Origin of the sequence: Flavobacterium sp. 1, from assembly GCF_002797935.1 — a bacterium.
In the GTDB taxonomy this organism is placed as follows: domain Bacteria; phylum Bacteroidota; class Bacteroidia; order Flavobacteriales; family Flavobacteriaceae; genus Flavobacterium.
Genome location: NZ_PGER01000001.1, coordinates 3,669,784 through 3,686,559, shown reverse-complemented (window position 1 = coordinate 3,686,559; position 16,776 = coordinate 3,669,784). Strand labels below are relative to the sequence as shown.

The following is a 16,776-nucleotide window of genomic DNA, read 5'->3' as shown; positions in this document are numbered from 1 at the left end:
TTTTAAAATTGAAATCCCAATGAAAAAGCAACTCTTAAACCATCAATAGAATTGAATAATCCAAGATTTGCTGTTAATAATTCGACTCCGTTAATGAAAAATCCACCTCCGTAAGAGTTGTTCCATTTGTTAGAATTATCGTCTTTTATCCAAACTCGTCCATAATCAAATCCTCCGTAAATACCTATTCGTATTGGAAGAAGAGCCGTTTTTAAACTATTGAAGGTATATCGGATATCGGTATTTTGAAATAAAGATTGTTGTCCTGTAAAACGCTGGTTCCTGAATCCTCTTAATCCATCATTTCCTCCAATAGAAGATGCCTGATAAAATTCGAAATTATCATTGAAAATAATACGGCTTTTTATCTGGGTGGCTAAAACCAATTTCCCCGACGGAATCAGTTTATGGTTAAAGCTCACTTCTGGAATAATATAAACGAAATTTCTTTTGGAATCTTCCAGACTAGTTGTAAATCCTACTTCTACAGCTGTTTTCATTCCGATAGTAGGATAGGCTTTATTGTCATAATTTTCGAATTGAAATTTAGAACGTACTCCTGCAAATTGGTTGGCTTCAAAAATAGATGGAGATAATTCGCTGTTATTATCAACAAATCTGCCTCGGGTTTCTTCGACTTCTACTGATTTGTAGAATCCACCGAAAGATACATTACTGCCTCCATTTGCTCTCCAGACGAGCGATGGTGCAATACCAAAATCACGGACTTTGACCCGATTGTAATCCATTCCATAAATGTCATCGTTATTTACAGTTTCATTTCCATATCCGAAAAAGTTCTGACTGAAATTAGCACTTTGAAAATTGGATTGTACTAAGAGGTTTAGTTTTCCAATTACATTGGCAAATTCTCCGTTATAATTCAATTCATAGCCATTGGTTGCAAAATAATAAGCTCCCTTAAACTGGTGTCTTGCTGAAAAAGGATTTCTTTCAAAACCATATTGCGTATAAATATTGTTTACTCCAATTTTCAATCCATCATCTGGATTAGCCCCAACGATTGGGATAATTTGATTGGTATTTGTTTTTAATTTCTTGTAATCATAGGTGTTCACATCGTAATCATCTCTCAATTTTATGGTCGCATTATCTGTGTTTTCAATCGTATTCTTTTTGGTTTTATAGTCGTAGATGAATATGTTTTTGCCATTTTGGACGCTGTATTCGTCATTGTTTTGCCCACCAATAAGACGAATTTTGATTTTCTTGCTCTTACCTGTAATTTCAAAATCATCCTTGTCATCGAGTCCATAAATCCAGAGTTCTTTAGTTAGTTTTGGGTCGTATATTTTGTAAAAAAATAACTCTTTGGTATTGTTTTTCTTTTTTCGAAATAGCGAAACTGTTACTTTTTCATCACATTCAATTTTAATTAAATCATCTTTGTTTGTTGCTGTTATAACTGCATATTTATTGATTAATTTGAAATACCTGTCTGAAATTTGCTGTAAATTATTCTTTCTTGCCTGAAGTGTTTGCTTGATGAATGTAATCGTTTCGTCATTTACTTCTTTCGGAATATTTTGAAACGACTTTTCGATTATTTCATTGGTCAGGTTGTTTTGTATCAAACGAACCTGCTCATCCCAAATGGTTTTATCTGCCGATTTTATAAAGGCAATATCAAGCGGATAAGGTTCTATATTGAAACCTTTCACATCTTTGAGATCATCACTATATTTTCGTAATAATTTTGCAGGAGGAATTAATCTTATAGCAGTTCCCAAAATAAATCCATCTGACATTTTAGAAAACGCCTGATCTCGGTCTCTTGGCAATGGTCTGAAAATAGTTTTTCCGTTTTCTTTAAATTCCAGCCAACGCCATTGATCTTGATGCCTGTCCCAATCATTGATTAGCATATCAAATAACCGTGCTCTAATATAGGCTGATTCATCTACCGTCTTGCTTTCGTCTGAATGCAATTCGAGTATAAGATCTTCAGTACTGATTACATTTCCTGTAAAATTCGGAACATCAAGTTCAAAATTATCCTCTGAAGCCTGCTCTTCAAAAAGATATAATTCATCTCCAAATTCATTATTGAAATCGCCTAATGCTTTTTGTTTTGGGATATAATACAATTTTGGATTCAGATGATACACTCCAATAGCTTCTGAAAGATCGGGTATTATGAATGGTGCATACGGATACGAACCCGTAAAAACATCCATTACCAAACTTTCGGAAGCAGTATTCCTAAATTTACTTTCGACATATTGATCTTTGAAAACAGCGGATTGAATGTATTGGCTCGCATTTTTTTTCATTGCTCTTATGACATATTGTTTTCCGTCTTTCGTTTTTAACCGCAATGTCTTCGATTGATTTCCACCGCCTTTTCTAACAGGTGTTAGTCCACCAAATAAAGTGTCGAGATTTACAGTTTTTGCCGTTACAGGAATGCTGTAGGTATTCCTATATTTTTTGCCCCATAAAAAATTATAAAAATTGGATTTAGTGGTGGCTTTTATATCATAGATACTACTTTTTATTTCGGATGGAAAATTGGCATCAAAGGTGAAATTTTGCTTTTTAGTATCAGGCGACAGCACATTGGATTGATAAACTACTTTGTTGTCATTACTATTTATAAAACGGACAAAAGAAGAGCCATCCTCAAAAACATCGACAATGGCATAACCATTTACGCCATAGGAAAACTGACCTCCTTTTGTATTTCGGGTTTCTGATATTTTAGAAGCCGAGCCACTAATGATTTGGTGCAAATTGTCTTCAATAATATACTGCAAATTGTGATCGTGTCCTGAAATAAAAATTACTTTATCGTTTTGCTGTGCAGAAGCAACCAGGTTTTTCTTTAACTCATTGTATTTATCATTTTGCAAATCGGCATTGGAAATACCACTGGTTTCCCGAATTAAGTTCTTTAAACTTCCTAAAACTGGCAAAGGCTGTAAATGACTTTTAAAAGAATATTGTCCGCCATGAGAACCATTGCTAAACATAGGATGATGAATGGCTACAAGAGTCGTTTTACCTCTGGCTTTTTTAATTTCGCTTCTGAATTCGTCTAAAAAAGCGGTTCTTGTTTTTATATCGCAATCTTCATTTATGGTGGGTTCCTTGTCCCAATTGGTAATGTACCATTGCGAGTCAACAATGATAAGTACAATATCATTGCTAATATTTACAGTTTCTATTGCACAGCTGTTTTTAGGTAAAAATGACTTTTTGCCTAACTGTTTTTCTACAAATTCCTGCTGACTTTTTAGTCCCTGAACACCGTCGCTATACCAATCGTGATTGCCTGGAATAAAAATAGTTTTCCCTTTGAATGTACTCGCAACATCGATTTGATTTTGCAGTTTTTTTTCGGCATCCTTTCGATTGCTATCATCTGTTTTTGGCATTCCAGCCGGATAAATATTGTCTCCCAAAAAAAGTAAAGTGCTGTTTTTAGTAGCCGAATTTATAGAATTTACCAATGAATTTGGATTGTTTACAGTATCCTTAAACACACCATTCCCAGCATCGCCAACAAGAAAAAAAGTATGCACCACTTTCTTGTCGTTTGGATAGATTTCCTGTTTAGCATCAGAACTATATTGTGGTTTGAAAGTGGCACAAGATTGTATCAGGAATGTTACTATCAAGAGATATTGGAATGCTTTTTTCATATGGATGTCTTTTATTGAAATTTAAAAGCAATTAGAAAAGCCAGAACAGAAATAATAATTCCGAACATAAAAATGTTGTATGTCGTTCTTAATAATCGGTATTTTTTTTCTAAAACTATTCCCAGATGATACAAATCTTTAATCATAGAATTGTATATATACTCACTATCTTTCATTAATTCATTCATTGCCCAATTATAATCTTCGTAAGGCATTTTGTAAAAATTGCCAAAAAACAGAAGATTGACCTTTTTTTCTTCTACTTCTTTTCGAGAAAAATTACCTTTAGTTACATTGGGTCTTGTGGCTAGAATAGCAAATATCATTGAAGCCACACTAGATACAATCAAAATTAATGTTGGTATAATTAAATGTGTGTTTGCTGGACTATCCAATTTTGGAATAATCTTTGAGAGCGAAATTGAAATAATTATGGCATTCACGGATAATAAAATGTGAGCTTTATTATCAACAAAACGACTTAAATTTTTGTGGTTGCTTAAGGTAGTCTTAAACATTGTATCAATAGCTTTGTCTGGTTTCTCTGCTTTCAGCCCTTTATTTTTTTTCTTTTTTTGTCGTTCTCTGTTAGAAATGATTTTTCTAATTTGTCGTTTTCCAGGATATTTTCTTCCATAATATTATATGTTTAATAGTTTTTTTTCAATTAATTTCAGATTTGCTTCTTTAGAATTTTGCCATTCTTTTTGCGCAAATTTTGTATAATATTGATGTTTTTTAAGAAATTCAATATTCAGCGTGAACCAATCAGTATTACAATAGGTTTTGTTGATGGAGTTTTCCCATTCGGTTCTTAATTTTTCTAATGAATCAGGATAATTTTCATTGGCTAAATGAGCATTGTCAGCATCTTTTATTATTTTTTCCAATCTATTTTTAGGAATATAATTGAATGTAGTTGCCAAAATTAAGTCGCTTACTTTTTGCTGAACGTTGTCAGAAACAGTTGCATCCTGTAAAAAATCTAAAGCAATTTTGACACTTCTTTTTTCGTGATTCTCGCCACCGTCTATATAACCCGCATCGTGAAACCAGCCAGCCAAAAGGAGTATATCGGTCGTTTCTTGATTTATTTTTTCAGCTTTGCATAGGGTTTCAATGCCTATAACAACCCCTTTTGTATGTTCCAGATTATGATAGGAATATTTTGAATCCAATCTTTCTTTGAAAAGGTTAGTAATGAATACTGAAGCTTCTATCAATAAACTATTGTCGTTGTGTTTCACTTTCACTCGAAGTGCTTTTAAGCCCGAAACAGCTTGTAAATCTTCGACTTCTAGTTTCTCTATTTTGTCTTCTAATAAACCTTTGTGTTGCAAATATTTAATGTATTTGGTATATTCTTTTTCTTCAGATGAATTAGAATATACAATGGTAATTTTCTCTTTTTGCGTTATGCGTTCTGCTGAATTTTTCACAAAAGCTTTATCAATTCTTTTTTTAACGACTTCGTAGCGTGCATTATAGGAACCATCGACATCAAACCGTTTTTCGTCCATCCTGAAACGGATAGAAATAGGAGAACTGAACGCGAGTATTAACGAAGTAACATCTAGAGTGTAGGGCAAGGTTGTTTTTAGTTTATGGTGTTCCAATTCCATTTCACAAAGTGTTTCCAACTGCCATAATCGCAGGTTGTGCAGATACATAGTGTCGAAAGTTTTGTTTGGTTCTATCGAAGCTCCGATGTATAAATTGTGCTCCACTCCATCGGTTTTGAAACGCTCATAATAATGCGGGAAAATTTCCTGTGCTTGTTGTTGTTTGTCATCCAATATGGAAGAAAGTCTTTTGTTGATACTCATTATGGTATCATCAAAATCTTTTCGGGTCTGATAAAACATTCCTGTTTTAGGGTCTAATTTGTTGAAATAATCATTTATCAGAGTTTCCGTTTTTTTATTAGAAGCTGTATTTTTTAAAAAGGAATGAATTTCAGTTTCGATATAATGATGAATAATTTGTTCCAGATTGTTTTGAAACGGTAGCTCTAATTCTAATAAAAAGCTTTGCAATTCAAACTTTTTTTGTTCAATAACGCCCATTTTTTTATCCAAATTCAAGAGATCAATTATGTCAATAATTTGGTTGATTTGTTCTTTCAAATCATTAACAATGGCGTTATTTCTATTTTCCGATGAGCCTTTAATATCTATTTGTCCATATAAAGGATAAACGTCTTTGAAGACAATTTCTTTGAAAGTATAGTCCTTAATCGAAATATTGGAATGGAAATAATTCTTGGCTTCTTTCTTGAATTTCCAATACACACTTGGATGAATTGCTGTGTATTCCTTTTGGATAATAGCTTCCAATTGATTAATCATATCGTCATTAGTCTTTTCGATAGTGTCGGATATATAAGGCAAAATCAACTTCAGCTTATTAGCATTAACCGAGTTTAAAGCTCTAACGGTTGAAGATGCCAACTCAAATAATCCCAATAATTTATTGTCTTTGATAACTGGTGCTAATAAAAAACTCTGAATGTCTTGGCTCAATAAATGTTCGCCAAACTGGTAATTCTCTTTGGTTTTAGCAAATTCTAAAACATCGGGAATGATGAAGGGTTTGTTATTTTCAATCAAACTTTCATAAGAACATCCGCAAAGTGCATTTTTACAATCGGCGCCCTGAACATCCAATAATAAAAAGCTTTTTGATTTACCTTCATTGAAAGGCGGTGTTACAAAACTGGCTTCTTCTTCATCATAAAAAGTTACACCAATTCTTAAATCTGGAATCTTTAGCACAGATCTAAAAATAGATTCGAAACTATCATTCAGTTTTGATTTTTCTGCATCCGTTTTTAATAGGTTTGATTTCAGATTGGAAACAGCACTTTCAACCGTTACATCTACCAATGATATTATAGAAAATCCTTTTAGAAACCAAGAATTTTCAGGGAATGCTCTTTTCCATAAATCGATGTCATCATAATTATCGATTAATTCTTCAATTTCTGTTTGGGTTAAAAATCGAGTATTGCCTGTTGGGTATATTTCCAAAAAGTCTGCATTATACAATATTTTATAATGTTTAATGATGCCATTTTTGTCTGGAATATCATAAAATAAGGGTTTCCCAAAATCAACATTTTGACCATAATATCCATTTAATATCAGGGTGCAGTTCATTATATAAAACTGATGTTCATCTATATCTCGAATGCTCATATCAAATGTTGCTCCAACATCATCTAAAATTTTTTTAAAGCGTTCAGAATAATTAAAAGTAATATCATAAAAAGGTAATGTTACTGCTTTTATTTCATTATGAGTTAATGCTGTGGGGAATAAATCGGCTAATAAATTCTTTATTTGTTCCTGATTATTTTCGATTATATTCAGATTATCTATACCACTTATAAATTCAGGTTTGTCTTTTATCTGATCCAATAAACCCTTGGCATAGTTGGATCTATAGTCAATATCGGATAGTGCTATTTGTTCTAATCCCTCAATCAATTTATGAAAAGAAATCAGGATTTTGAAAGGACTTATGTATTTATAATTTTGAATCATAGCCATTAAATATTAAAAAAACTTTTTATTAGGATTTATAGTGTTCCTGAAAATACCATCCCAATTCCAGCAATAGTGTGTATTTGATTGTAATCGATCATCGCGTCTCCGTAACCGTGAAAAAACTGACCGTAGCCAGTTAGATTTCCATATATAGGAAAAGCCCAGTCGAGTTCAATACTACCGTGATTATTAGAACCGCCTCTTAAAGAATGCTGACCACGTAATGTTAATAAATGTTTGTTTAATCTGTAATTGAAGGTAGCGTCACCTCTGCCCATATAATTTTTAATATCGGGGTTTTCACTAATTTCAGCGGTTACCCAGGTTCTTAATACCAAACTCCAATCTTTGTCTTCAAAACCTGCGTGCATAATAAATCGGTTCCAGCTACGAGAAAATTGTTTGCCTTCTCTTCCATTGGATTGATGATTAAATGAAAAACCGACCATTTTAGTATTTAATCCTAAAAAATTATATTTTATAGGATAGTTAAATATCAATTCAGGCTCATAATTGGTTTCTCTAAAAGGTCTTGAAAATTCGACATTATAAACCTGCCAAAATGATTTTTGAGTGTAAGCCAGCCATAAAGTACCTTTTCCTAAAATATTTTGAGCTATTTTGGTTTTTAAACTTAATTGTATCGTAGCTTCTACATTGTCTAATTCCATTGGTTTATCCACCTGAACTTCGTCAACTGGCACTTCAAAAGGAATCTCACGCCTATGACTCGAAAACCGGAACGGTAAAACATAAACGGGTTTATAGGTAGTTAAAATAAAGCCTTCCCGAGTTGTTTCAGGGTCTAATTCCCAAATCTGTGAAAGTGTTTGATAAGCATCCCGTTTTTTAAAAATAGATGATTGTCCCAGTAAAGACGTGGTTACAAATAAAGAAGCTATCAGTATTTGGATTGTTTTTTTGAAATGATTTTTCATAGTAATTTTTTTTAATTAATTTAAAAGCAATTGTTTGCTTTGCTCTTATTATTTTTGAATTACTTTTTACCAAATAGACATTCCTCCGTCAACTTTAATATCAACACCTGTTATGAAAGAACTTTCATCTGAAGCCAGAAATAAGGCAGCATTTGCAACCTCTTCAGGCTTACCAAGACGGCTAACTAACGTTTTTCCTATCATATAATCTGCCCATTCTTTATCTTTAAGTTGTTCCTGCGTTTGGTTAGTTTCTATTACACCTGGCGAAATCGAATTGGCTCTCATTCCGTGTTCACGACCTTCCATAGCCAATTGCTTTGTCATACCAATAATTCCCATCTTGGCGGTTGCATGAGCAAGGGCTCCTAACGTTTTAAATGTTCTGTGTCCCGAAAGTGAAGCCGTATTTACAATTGTGCCGTGACTTTGTTTTAAATATAGCCACGCCGCTTGAGTTAAGAAAAACACCAAATCAACCTCTTCACGGGTGTTCATATGCCATTCGTTTTCACTAATATCTTCAATCCAGTTGAAGTGCGCCATTGCAGCATTGTTGAAAAGTACATCGATACGTCCGTATGTTTTTATGGCTAGTTCTACTAACTTTTTACACTCTTCTATCTTTGTCAAATCGACTGGGTGAAGGGAAATCATACTGCCTCCGGATGCCAAGATTAAATCTAATGTTTTCTGACCAGCATCACTATTATAATCACAACCAACCACCAAAGCTCCTTCTGCCGCAAAACGAATTGCCGCGGCACGTCCAATACTACCCCCAGTTCCTGTGATAATACACACCTTATTTTCTAATCTGTTTTTCATTTTTAGTTGTTATAATTATTTACTAATGGAATCATTTTGCTACCAATCAATTCAATGGATTTCATTAATTGTGAATGTGTTAAACCTGCATTATCCATCTGGAAAGTAAATCTGGAAACGCCTCCCAAATCTTCACTAAATCGAATAATTTTATCAGCAACCTCTTCTGGTTCGCCCACTAATAATGCACCATTCTTACCCACTTGAGCTTCAAAATGACCCGCTGTCATTGGTGGCCAGCCTCTTTCTCTTCCTATTCGGGTAACCGTTTCGGCGTAGCCAGGATAATAATTAGCAAAAGCTTTTTCTCTGTCATTAGCAACATAACCTAAAGAATGAATGCCTACTTTTAATTGTTCAGGAGAGTGTCCTGCTTGTCTTCCCGCTTCTCGATACATATCAACTAATCCTCGAAATCGTCTTGTTTCACCACCAATGATGGCAATCATTAGTGGCAATCCTAATGTACCTGCTCTTACAAAGGATGCAGGAGTACCGCCAACACCAATCCATAAAGGCAATGTATCTTGAAACGGTCTTGGATATATAGGCTGATTGTGTAAAGGAGCTCTGAACTTACCTGACCAAGTTAGTTTTTCATTATTTTGAATTTGGATTAACAATTCCAATTTTTCCAAGAAAAGGGCATCGTAATCCTGAAGATTGAATCCGAATAAAGGAAATGATTCTGTAAACGAACCCCGTCCTACTACTAATTCTATTCTTCCTCTTGAAATAAGATCAAGAGTCGCAAATTCCTGAAAAACTCTCACTGGATCGGCAGCACTCAAAACAGTTACTGCACTGGTTAATCTAATTTGTTTTGTTCTAGCGGCTGCGGCTGCCAAAATTATGGCTGGTGCCGAATCAAAAAACTCCCGACGATGGTGTTCTCCAATACCAAAACTGGATAGACCAGCCTGATCCGCCTGTTCTATTCGTGTTAATAAATCTTCGAGTATATCTGCTCCATCAACGGCATTTTTAATTGTACCAGATGCAAAACTGTCAATTCCTATTTCCATAGTATGAGTTGTTAATTATTTTTTAAGTAAAGAAGTTTTTATGACTTGGTAAAAATTACATCACATAATTTATTCTTGACTATGCTAAACCCGAATAATCGGTATAGCCTTTTTCATTACCTCCGTAAAACGTAGTATGGTCGGCTTCATTAAGTTCGGCATTAAGTTCAAAACGTTTTACCAAATCGGGATTGGCAATAAACGGAACTCCGAAGGAAATGATTTTGGCTATTCCTTTGTTTAGTTCAGCTTCGGCAGTTTCACGATTATATCCTGCATTAGCAATTACCGTATGTTTGGTTAGTGTACCGAAAGTTCCCATTACATCTTTTGCATATTGGTCGAAACCTTCTTCGGGAAGAAATAAGGGATTCATTAAATGAATGTATGCCAATGGTAGCTTATCTAGTTGTGTTATTAAATAGGTGTAAGTTGCTAGTGGATCGCTTTCAAGAATACTGTTGTAAGGAATACTTGGTGATAATTTGATTCCTACTTTATCTGCTCCAATTCCTGCTCCCATTGCTTGCATTACTTCTAGAATAAAACGGCTGCGATTTTCGATGCTTCCACCATATTCATCTTTGCGAGTATTAGCACTTTCGGCTAAAAATTGATTAGGCAAGTAACCTGTAGCGGCGTGAAGTTCTACACCATCAAAACCTGCTTCAATGGCATTAATAGCAGCTTGTTTGTAGTCTTGTATCACTAGTTTTACTTCTATCGTGCTCAATGCTCTTGGGATTTCATAATCTACAAGTCCTTGCGACGAAAAATGTTGTTGACCGGCAATAGCAATTGCAGATGGTGCAACTGGCAATACACCATTTTTATCTGCCGAATGAGCTACTCTACCTGTATGCCAAAGCTGGGCAAAAATTTTCCCTCCATTTTGGTGTACTGCATTAGTTACTTTTTTCCAGCCTTCAATTTGGGCTTCTGTATAAATTCCTAATGTAAAAGGGCTTCCCAATGCTTGTTCCGAGATATTGATGCCTTCCGTAATTATCAACCCCGCAGTTGCTCTTTGGGTGTAATATAAAACGGTCAAATCATTTGCTACTCCGTTTCCTTCGCCACGAGCACGTGTCATAGGCGCCATTGCTATACTGTTATTTAGGGTTAAATTCCCTATTTTATTTGATTGTAATAATTTCATTTTTTCTTATTTATTTAGATTAATTTCCCCGTATTTTCCATCATAAAAATCACGGTATGCGTCACATATTTCGGCTAGTGTATTCATCACAAACGGACCTTCGGACACGATAGGTTCTGTATATTCTTCGCCACCAAACAATAACACATCGATACTGGTTTGGGAAATGTTTTTTATTTCGATTTCTCCTGCTTTTCTTCCAAATTCTACAAACTCTCCAGCTTGAAATTCGGTATCGTTAAGTATTGCATTTTGTGTGGTCAAAAAAGCGGCAGCCTCTATTTTATCAGCCAAACTTATGGAAAACTGTTTTCCCGCTTCCAAATGAATGTGATATAAAAACTGCTCGGAATAATTTGGTATTTTAGAACTCAATTCTTCATAATTGCCCACAATTACTTTTATCCAACCTGTATCATTAGGCAATGCTTTTCTAGGTACATCATCCGCTTGAATGGCTATATGGTCTGGACTTTCGGCTTTGTTTTTGGCAGGAAGATTAATCCAAAACTGAAAGCCTTGAATCATTTTACTATCCGTTTGGGAGTCGTAGTTAAAATTTTCGTCGTGTACGATTCCATTTCCTGCTTTCATCCATTGCATACCGCCAGAATAAATTTTTCCAGTATGTCCAGCGCTGTCAAAATGTTCTACTTCGCCTTGAAGAATATACGTTAATGTAGCAATCCCCCGATGTGGATGAGCCCCCATTCCTTTTGTATTGATCACTTCTTTAATGGCAGGAGCAACATAATCAAGAAATACAAAAGGGCCCACTTTTTTTGCATATTGATTAGGTAACATTCTATTGATAGTCAAAGGACCGAGATCGGTTTTGTTACCTTTTGTCGAGAAACTGGTTTCCTTTTTCATAGGTATAGGATTTGTTTTTTGAGCGACCTTATTTGAATATTCATCGCTAATTTGAGTTGTCTTTTTAGCTGTTGCTTTTTGCTTACGTAAACTTTTTGTTAGTGGATATTTTATTTCTTAAATTTTATCCTGATAGTAATTAGATACTCCCAAAATCACTAAAAAGATAATCGGTGCAACTGCCACAGACATTGGATCACCACTTGCTGTATGCGCAATAAATGCAGAAACAAAGGTCAATGCAAATCCGAAATAAGCGAAGGATTTGATTTTAGCTGGAACCATTGGAAGAATTAATGCTAAAGCTCCTAAAATTTTGAGAACTCCAAGTTCAATTCTGAAATAATCGGGAAAACCTAAATGGACGAATGCCGCTTTCATATCTGGATTTGAAAAATATCCGTAAGCACTAAATACCATCATAGCACAAATAATTCCAGTTGTAGCCCAGTAAATAATTTTGTTCTTGTTCATTTTTTCTAATTTTTAAGGTTAATTTGTTGTTTGTTTTATAATGTAAAATTGCGATAGAACTAACCCTTAAAGCGATGCGATATGATAAAAAAAAACATTGATATATGTCAACGTTTTTTGAAATTAGACGATACTATAATTTAAATTATCCGAAAATTTAGTGTAAACTATAGAAATTGAAATTGCTTTAGCTTTATCAGGAAAGTGCTCCGGGAGGCGGGCCTCCGGCTGGTTTTGAATTATCTTCGGGCAGCGGCACAAACTCTTTATTATCTGTGGGAGGCAAAAGAATTCTACCTTGTTTCCAGTCTTCCTTGGCTTGCTCGATTCGTTCTTTACGGCTTGATACAAAGTTCCACCAGATGTAGCGGTCGCCAATGTGCTCACCGCCCAACAACATTAAAGTGGTATTTTGTTTTGCAATGAGCAAAGTATCAGCCCCCTTGGTAAATACCAATAACTGCCCTTCGTGATAAGTAACACCTTGAACTTCAACGCTACCTTTAACAATATACGCACCTCTTTCACTATGTTCCTTCGGCATTGCAAACTTGGTACCTTGGTCAAGAACAACGTGCAGGTAAAACAAGGGCGAACTGGTTTTAACGTGGCTTGTTAGACCATAAGCGTCACCAGCTATCAAGCGCATCCAAATCCCCTTATCGGTAAAAATCGGTAATTCTTCTGCCATGTAGTTTTTGAATGAGGGATCTGCTTCCTCGTCTTTTTCAGGAAGTGCTACCCAGGTTTGAATCATTTCTAGCCCGCCACCAGCCAGTATTGCCGGGTCTTCAAAACGTTCGCTATGGGCTATGCCTTTCCCTGCAGTCATCCAGTTTACCTCTCCGGGCTTTATCAATTGCTCCACACCAAGGCTATCCCTGTGTGTTAGATTAACATTGCCCCCAAGTAAATAACTTACGGTTGATAGGCCAATATGAGGGTGTGGCAAAACATCTAAATTTGGAGTTGCTGGCACGCTAATTGGGCCACCGTGGTCCATAAAAATGAAAGGCCCAAGCATTCTCTTTAATCGAAAAGGAAGAATTCGTTTGACGGAAAATCCGGGGCTTATTATTGCCTGTCGGGCTTCTATAACTGTTTCAATCATATTACATTTATTTAAAAATTAAAATTACCACCAAAGACTTGCTTAAAATGATGATAAATGATAATTAAATCTGTTGATTTTCATCAACAGATTCTTCGCAATTTTATTTTTTAATAAACTCACTATCCACTCTTATATTTACTTTATCTCCTATAAAAGACGGAAGAAATTTGGGTCCGATGCCAAAGTCGGAACGTTTTAAACTTCCCATTAATTGAAAACCTGCAGATGTTACTTTGTTCAGTGGGTTTTCAGCCGTACCTCTAAACCATAAATCCATTGTTACAGGCTTTGTAATGCCGTGAAGGGTTAGATTCCCTGCAAGCTTGTATTTATTTTTGCTGATTTTCTTTATGGAGGTGCTTTTAAAAGTCATTTTTGGATATTTTTCTACTTCAAAAAAGTTAGCAGACCTTAAATCATCATCTCTCATTTCCACTTCTGTGTTAATGCTGGCAACGTCTGTGGAAAGTTCAAAAACCGCATCGCTAAAATCTGCCTTTCCCGTAGTGATGGTTACATCAAATTTCTTGAATAAACCTGCTACATCGGAGATGCCAAGGTGCGTAACGCTAAAGGTTAATTTTGCGTGATACGGATCTACCTTCCAAGTGTTTTGTGCAAAAACCTGCGTGCTTAATAAAGCAACTATTAAAATTGACAATAACTTTTTCATAATTAAATTCTTTGATTTTTATGTATTGATTCTAAAAAATGCTTCAACATCGCAGGATTTCTCTGCTTGCAATGTTAGTTGTTAATAGCCTCCAAAATATTTTAGTGGTGACCAAGCCGGAAGTATCGCTGGTAATTTTGGAGCTAGGTTACTGTAATTTCCTGTACCAAAGACTACTCTGCCGTCAACAACCGTTAATGCAGAAGAAATCGTTTTTATTTCATCTTCCGGTATTGTAAAATAGTCTTTGTTTAGCAGTACAAAATCTGCCAGATTGCCCGGAACAATTTTACCCATTTCATTTTCAGTTTGCTCAAACCAAGTTGGTCCATAAGTAAACAATTTAAGGGCTTCTTCTCTTGTTAAACGGTTGTCTTTTGCCAGTATTTCAGTTCCTGAAACCGATTTTCCGGTAATCATCCAGCTGATGCCAACCCACGGATTGTAAGTAGATGCCCTGAATGCGTCGGTGGTCATTGTTAGCGGTATGCCACTGTTTACAAGCTCTCTCAATCTAGGTGTATACAAAGCTTTTTCAAGCCCATAAGTCTTAATAAATCCTTCACCGTGTAGTGCCATTTTTGTATCAAGCGAAATACCACCGCCTAATTTTTTCACTCTGGCAATATTTTCAGGTGTTATTGTTTCTGCGTGTTCTATGCTCCAACGCAAACCGTCCAATGGTATCTTTCTATTAATATTTTCCAAGGCATCTAAAAAAGGCGTAATGTTTTCGTTGTAACTGATGTGCATACGAAAAGGGATTCTTCTCTGTACAAGTTTGGTTATATCTTTCTCGATGTAATAACGCATCGTGTCCTTATCAATAATAATAGCAGGCTTATCAAAATTTTCGTGGTCGTGTAGTTCCAGCCTCAACACTTCGCCCGTACCTTCATATTCGTGCCCGTGTGCCATTGTGGGATGCAGGTTCTCTCCCGGACTTACGGGCGATTTTTTTGTAATCGCATTAATTTCTGCATCGATCAAAGATGGACTGCTAACATCTCCAAATTGGAGGTCGATAAAAGGAAACCTGATGTTCAGCTTATTTTCACGGGCTAATAAATCTATCTCGGTGTGCCCTTGCGGATATGAAATCATACTGGCAGCATCTACGGCAGAAGTAACACCAAAGCGATTCATATCGTTTATTACATAAATAAGTGAATTCAGCTGTTCTTCTGCATTAGCTTGCGGTTCCATAAATTCCAGTGAAACGAAGAAAAAAGTATTGCCTCGTATCACGCCAGTGTAATTGCCTTTTTTATCTTTTTCAAGCTCCGTTCCCGGCACGGAAGGAAGACGGCTGGTTCCCACTCCAAGGGCTTTCATCGCCAAATCATTTAAATACGCCCTGTTGTATGCGTATTGCACAATCGTTGGTCTGTTTGGAACTGCTTTTTTAATCTCTTCTATCGTTGGAAATCGGTTTTCCTTAAACTGGTAGGGCGACCATCCGCCAATTACTTTTACCCATTGCCCTTCGGGCGTTCTTGCTGCTTGCTCGGTCAGCATTTCCAATGCCCGTTTTAAGGTTGGTACGCCATCCCATCTTAAGGTATAGTTATAGCTTCTTTCGTTCAGTACGTGGGTATGTGCATCGTTTATACCAGGTATCAAACGCTTCCCGCCGGCATCTATTAATTTTGTACTGTTGTCTTTTAGAATGAGAATTTCAGCGTCTGTACCTACTGCATAAATCCTGCCTCTTTTGACCGCTAGTGCAGAAGCTTCGGGTAGTGAAAGACTTCCCGTAGTTATTTTGGCATTAAATACAATCATATCCGCACCTATAAAAGGTTGTGGTGACTGTGCTCTACTACTTATGATAAACATAATAGCTATTAAAACACTTATTTTTTTCATAATTTAAATTTATAGTTGTGATTAATAAAGTTCGAATTTAGATAGAATATTATCTGTTAATTCTATGGGTTACAAAAAGAATAGTACTTCTCTTTACAATAGTATTTCGTTTATTTAATATTATAAGGTAAGTTTGTTTATTGTTAAAATAGTAATGAAACTTATAAACTTATAAAAATGAGTAACCTATCAGATGATTTTGAAGAGTGCCAAAAAATACGCGTAGCATTGAATGATACACTTACTGTCATTGGTGGGAAATGGAAATTACCTTTAATAACCGTTTTGCTTAAAGACGGGAAAATGCAGTTTAATCAACTGTCTCGTTTATTAGGAATTTCTCCCCGTATATTATCTAAAGAATTGGCAGAACTTGAAATTAATATGCTAATAGTCAGAGAAGCTAAAAATACTAAACCTATTACTGTTGAATATTCTATTACAAAGTATTGTGAATCGCTTGTAGATATAATACTAATGCTTAATGACTGGGGCAAAAAACATAAAGAGACGCTCAAGCAAGGGACTGCAAAAATAAATAACTAACTCAAGCATTTAATTTTAGCAGGACTCATTGGAAGAATTAATACTAATGTTGCTAAAACCTTTA

The 16,776-nt window shown here is 35.3% G+C and carries 13 protein-coding genes; 1 reads left to right on the top strand and 12 read right to left on the bottom strand.

Annotated features, from left to right (window positions below; all coding sequences use genetic code 11):
- Positions 1-2: 2 nt before the first annotated feature.
- The 12 genes from CLU83_RS14920 to CLU83_RS14870 all read right to left on the bottom strand — a co-directional run bounded on the left by CLU83_RS14920 (position 3) and on the right by CLU83_RS14870 (position 16,166).
- A complete protein-coding gene (locus CLU83_RS14920) occupies positions 3-3,665 on the bottom strand; it encodes a metallophosphoesterase (RefSeq protein WP_100432345.1) in 3,663 nt (1,220 codons plus the stop codon).
- Between the two features lie 11 nt (positions 3,666-3,676).
- Entirely contained in the window at positions 3,677-4,183 is a 507-nt protein-coding gene (locus tag CLU83_RS22530; RefSeq protein ID WP_232727127.1) for a Pycsar system effector family protein, read from the bottom strand.
- 123 nt (positions 4,184-4,306) lie between these two features.
- Positions 4,307-7,210 (bottom strand): HD domain-containing protein, encoded by a 2,904-nt coding sequence (locus tag CLU83_RS22525; RefSeq protein WP_232727126.1) that lies wholly within the window; start codon positions 7,208-7,210, stop codon positions 4,307-4,309.
- A gap of 35 nt (positions 7,211-7,245) precedes the next feature.
- Positions 7,246-8,151, bottom strand: a complete 906-nt coding sequence (locus CLU83_RS14910; RefSeq protein ID WP_100432344.1) for a phospholipase A — start codon at positions 8,149-8,151, stop codon at positions 7,246-7,248.
- Positions 8,152-8,217: 66 nt separating this feature from the next.
- A complete protein-coding gene (locus CLU83_RS14905) occupies positions 8,218-8,979 on the bottom strand; it encodes an SDR family NAD(P)-dependent oxidoreductase (protein WP_100432343.1) in 762 nt (253 codons plus the stop codon).
- 2 nt (positions 8,980-8,981) lie between these two features.
- Entirely contained in the window at positions 8,982-10,004 is a 1,023-nt protein-coding gene (locus tag CLU83_RS14900; RefSeq protein WP_100432342.1) for an LLM class flavin-dependent oxidoreductase, read from the bottom strand.
- A 79-nt stretch (positions 10,005-10,083) separates the two neighbouring features.
- Positions 10,084-11,163 (bottom strand): alkene reductase, encoded by a 1,080-nt coding sequence (locus tag CLU83_RS14895; RefSeq protein ID WP_100432341.1) that lies wholly within the window; start codon positions 11,161-11,163, stop codon positions 10,084-10,086.
- A gap of 6 nt (positions 11,164-11,169) precedes the next feature.
- Entirely contained in the window at positions 11,170-12,036 is an 867-nt protein-coding gene (locus tag CLU83_RS14890; protein ID WP_100432340.1) for a pirin family protein, read from the bottom strand.
- A 117-nt stretch (positions 12,037-12,153) separates the two neighbouring features.
- Positions 12,154-12,510 (bottom strand): DoxX family protein, encoded by a 357-nt coding sequence (locus tag CLU83_RS14885; protein ID WP_100432339.1) that lies wholly within the window; start codon positions 12,508-12,510, stop codon positions 12,154-12,156.
- A gap of 196 nt (positions 12,511-12,706) precedes the next feature.
- Positions 12,707-13,621, bottom strand: a complete 915-nt coding sequence (locus CLU83_RS14880) for a pirin family protein (protein ID WP_100432338.1) — start codon at positions 13,619-13,621, stop codon at positions 12,707-12,709.
- A 103-nt stretch (positions 13,622-13,724) separates the two neighbouring features.
- Entirely contained in the window at positions 13,725-14,297 is a 573-nt protein-coding gene (locus CLU83_RS14875; RefSeq protein ID WP_100432337.1) for a YceI family protein, read from the bottom strand.
- Between the two features lie 81 nt (positions 14,298-14,378).
- On the bottom strand, positions 14,379-16,166 hold the full coding sequence (locus CLU83_RS14870) for an amidohydrolase (protein ID WP_100432336.1): 1,788 nt from the start codon (positions 16,164-16,166) through the stop codon (positions 14,379-14,381).
- Positions 16,167-16,343: 177 nt separating this feature from the next.
- Here CLU83_RS14870 and CLU83_RS14865 point away from each other — a divergent pair, with 177 nt between their 5' ends.
- Positions 16,344-16,712 carry a helix-turn-helix domain-containing protein gene (locus CLU83_RS14865; RefSeq protein WP_100432335.1) on the top strand — a complete coding sequence of 123 codons (369 nt, stop codon included), beginning with the start codon at positions 16,344-16,346 and terminating at the stop codon, positions 16,710-16,712.
- Positions 16,713-16,776: the final 64 nt, after the last annotated feature.

Excerpts from the sequence above, each read along its gene's own strand:
- CLU83_RS14920 (WP_100432345.1), bottom strand. The coding sequence starts at position 3,665 with ATGAAAAAAGCATTCCAATATCTCTTGATAGTAACATTCCTGATACAA.
- CLU83_RS22530 (WP_232727127.1), bottom strand. The coding sequence starts at position 4,183 with ATGTTTAAGACTACCTTAAGCAACCACAAAAATTTAAGTCGTTTTGTT.
- CLU83_RS22525 (WP_232727126.1), bottom strand. The coding sequence starts at position 7,210 with ATGATTCAAAATTATAAATACATAAGTCCTTTCAAAATCCTGATTTCT.
- CLU83_RS14910 (WP_100432344.1), bottom strand. The coding sequence starts at position 8,151 with ATGAAAAATCATTTCAAAAAAACAATCCAAATACTGATAGCTTCTTTA.
- CLU83_RS14905 (WP_100432343.1), bottom strand. The coding sequence starts at position 8,979 with ATGAAAAACAGATTAGAAAATAAGGTGTGTATTATCACAGGAACTGGG.
- CLU83_RS14900 (WP_100432342.1), bottom strand. The coding sequence starts at position 10,004 with ATGGAAATAGGAATTGACAGTTTTGCATCTGGTACAATTAAAAATGCC.
- CLU83_RS14895 (WP_100432341.1), bottom strand. The coding sequence starts at position 11,163 with ATGAAATTATTACAATCAAATAAAATAGGGAATTTAACCCTAAATAAC.
- CLU83_RS14890 (WP_100432340.1), bottom strand. The coding sequence starts at position 12,036 with ATGAAAAAGGAAACCAGTTTCTCGACAAAAGGTAACAAAACCGATCTC.
- CLU83_RS14885 (WP_100432339.1), bottom strand. The coding sequence starts at position 12,510 with ATGAACAAGAACAAAATTATTTACTGGGCTACAACTGGAATTATTTGT.
- CLU83_RS14880 (WP_100432338.1), bottom strand. The coding sequence starts at position 13,621 with ATGATTGAAACAGTTATAGAAGCCCGACAGGCAATAATAAGCCCCGGA.
- CLU83_RS14875 (WP_100432337.1), bottom strand. The coding sequence starts at position 14,297 with ATGAAAAAGTTATTGTCAATTTTAATAGTTGCTTTATTAAGCACGCAG.
- CLU83_RS14870 (WP_100432336.1), bottom strand. The coding sequence starts at position 16,166 with ATGAAAAAAATAAGTGTTTTAATAGCTATTATGTTTATCATAAGTAGT.
- CLU83_RS14865 (WP_100432335.1), top strand. The coding sequence starts at position 16,344 with ATGAGTAACCTATCAGATGATTTTGAAGAGTGCCAAAAAATACGCGTA.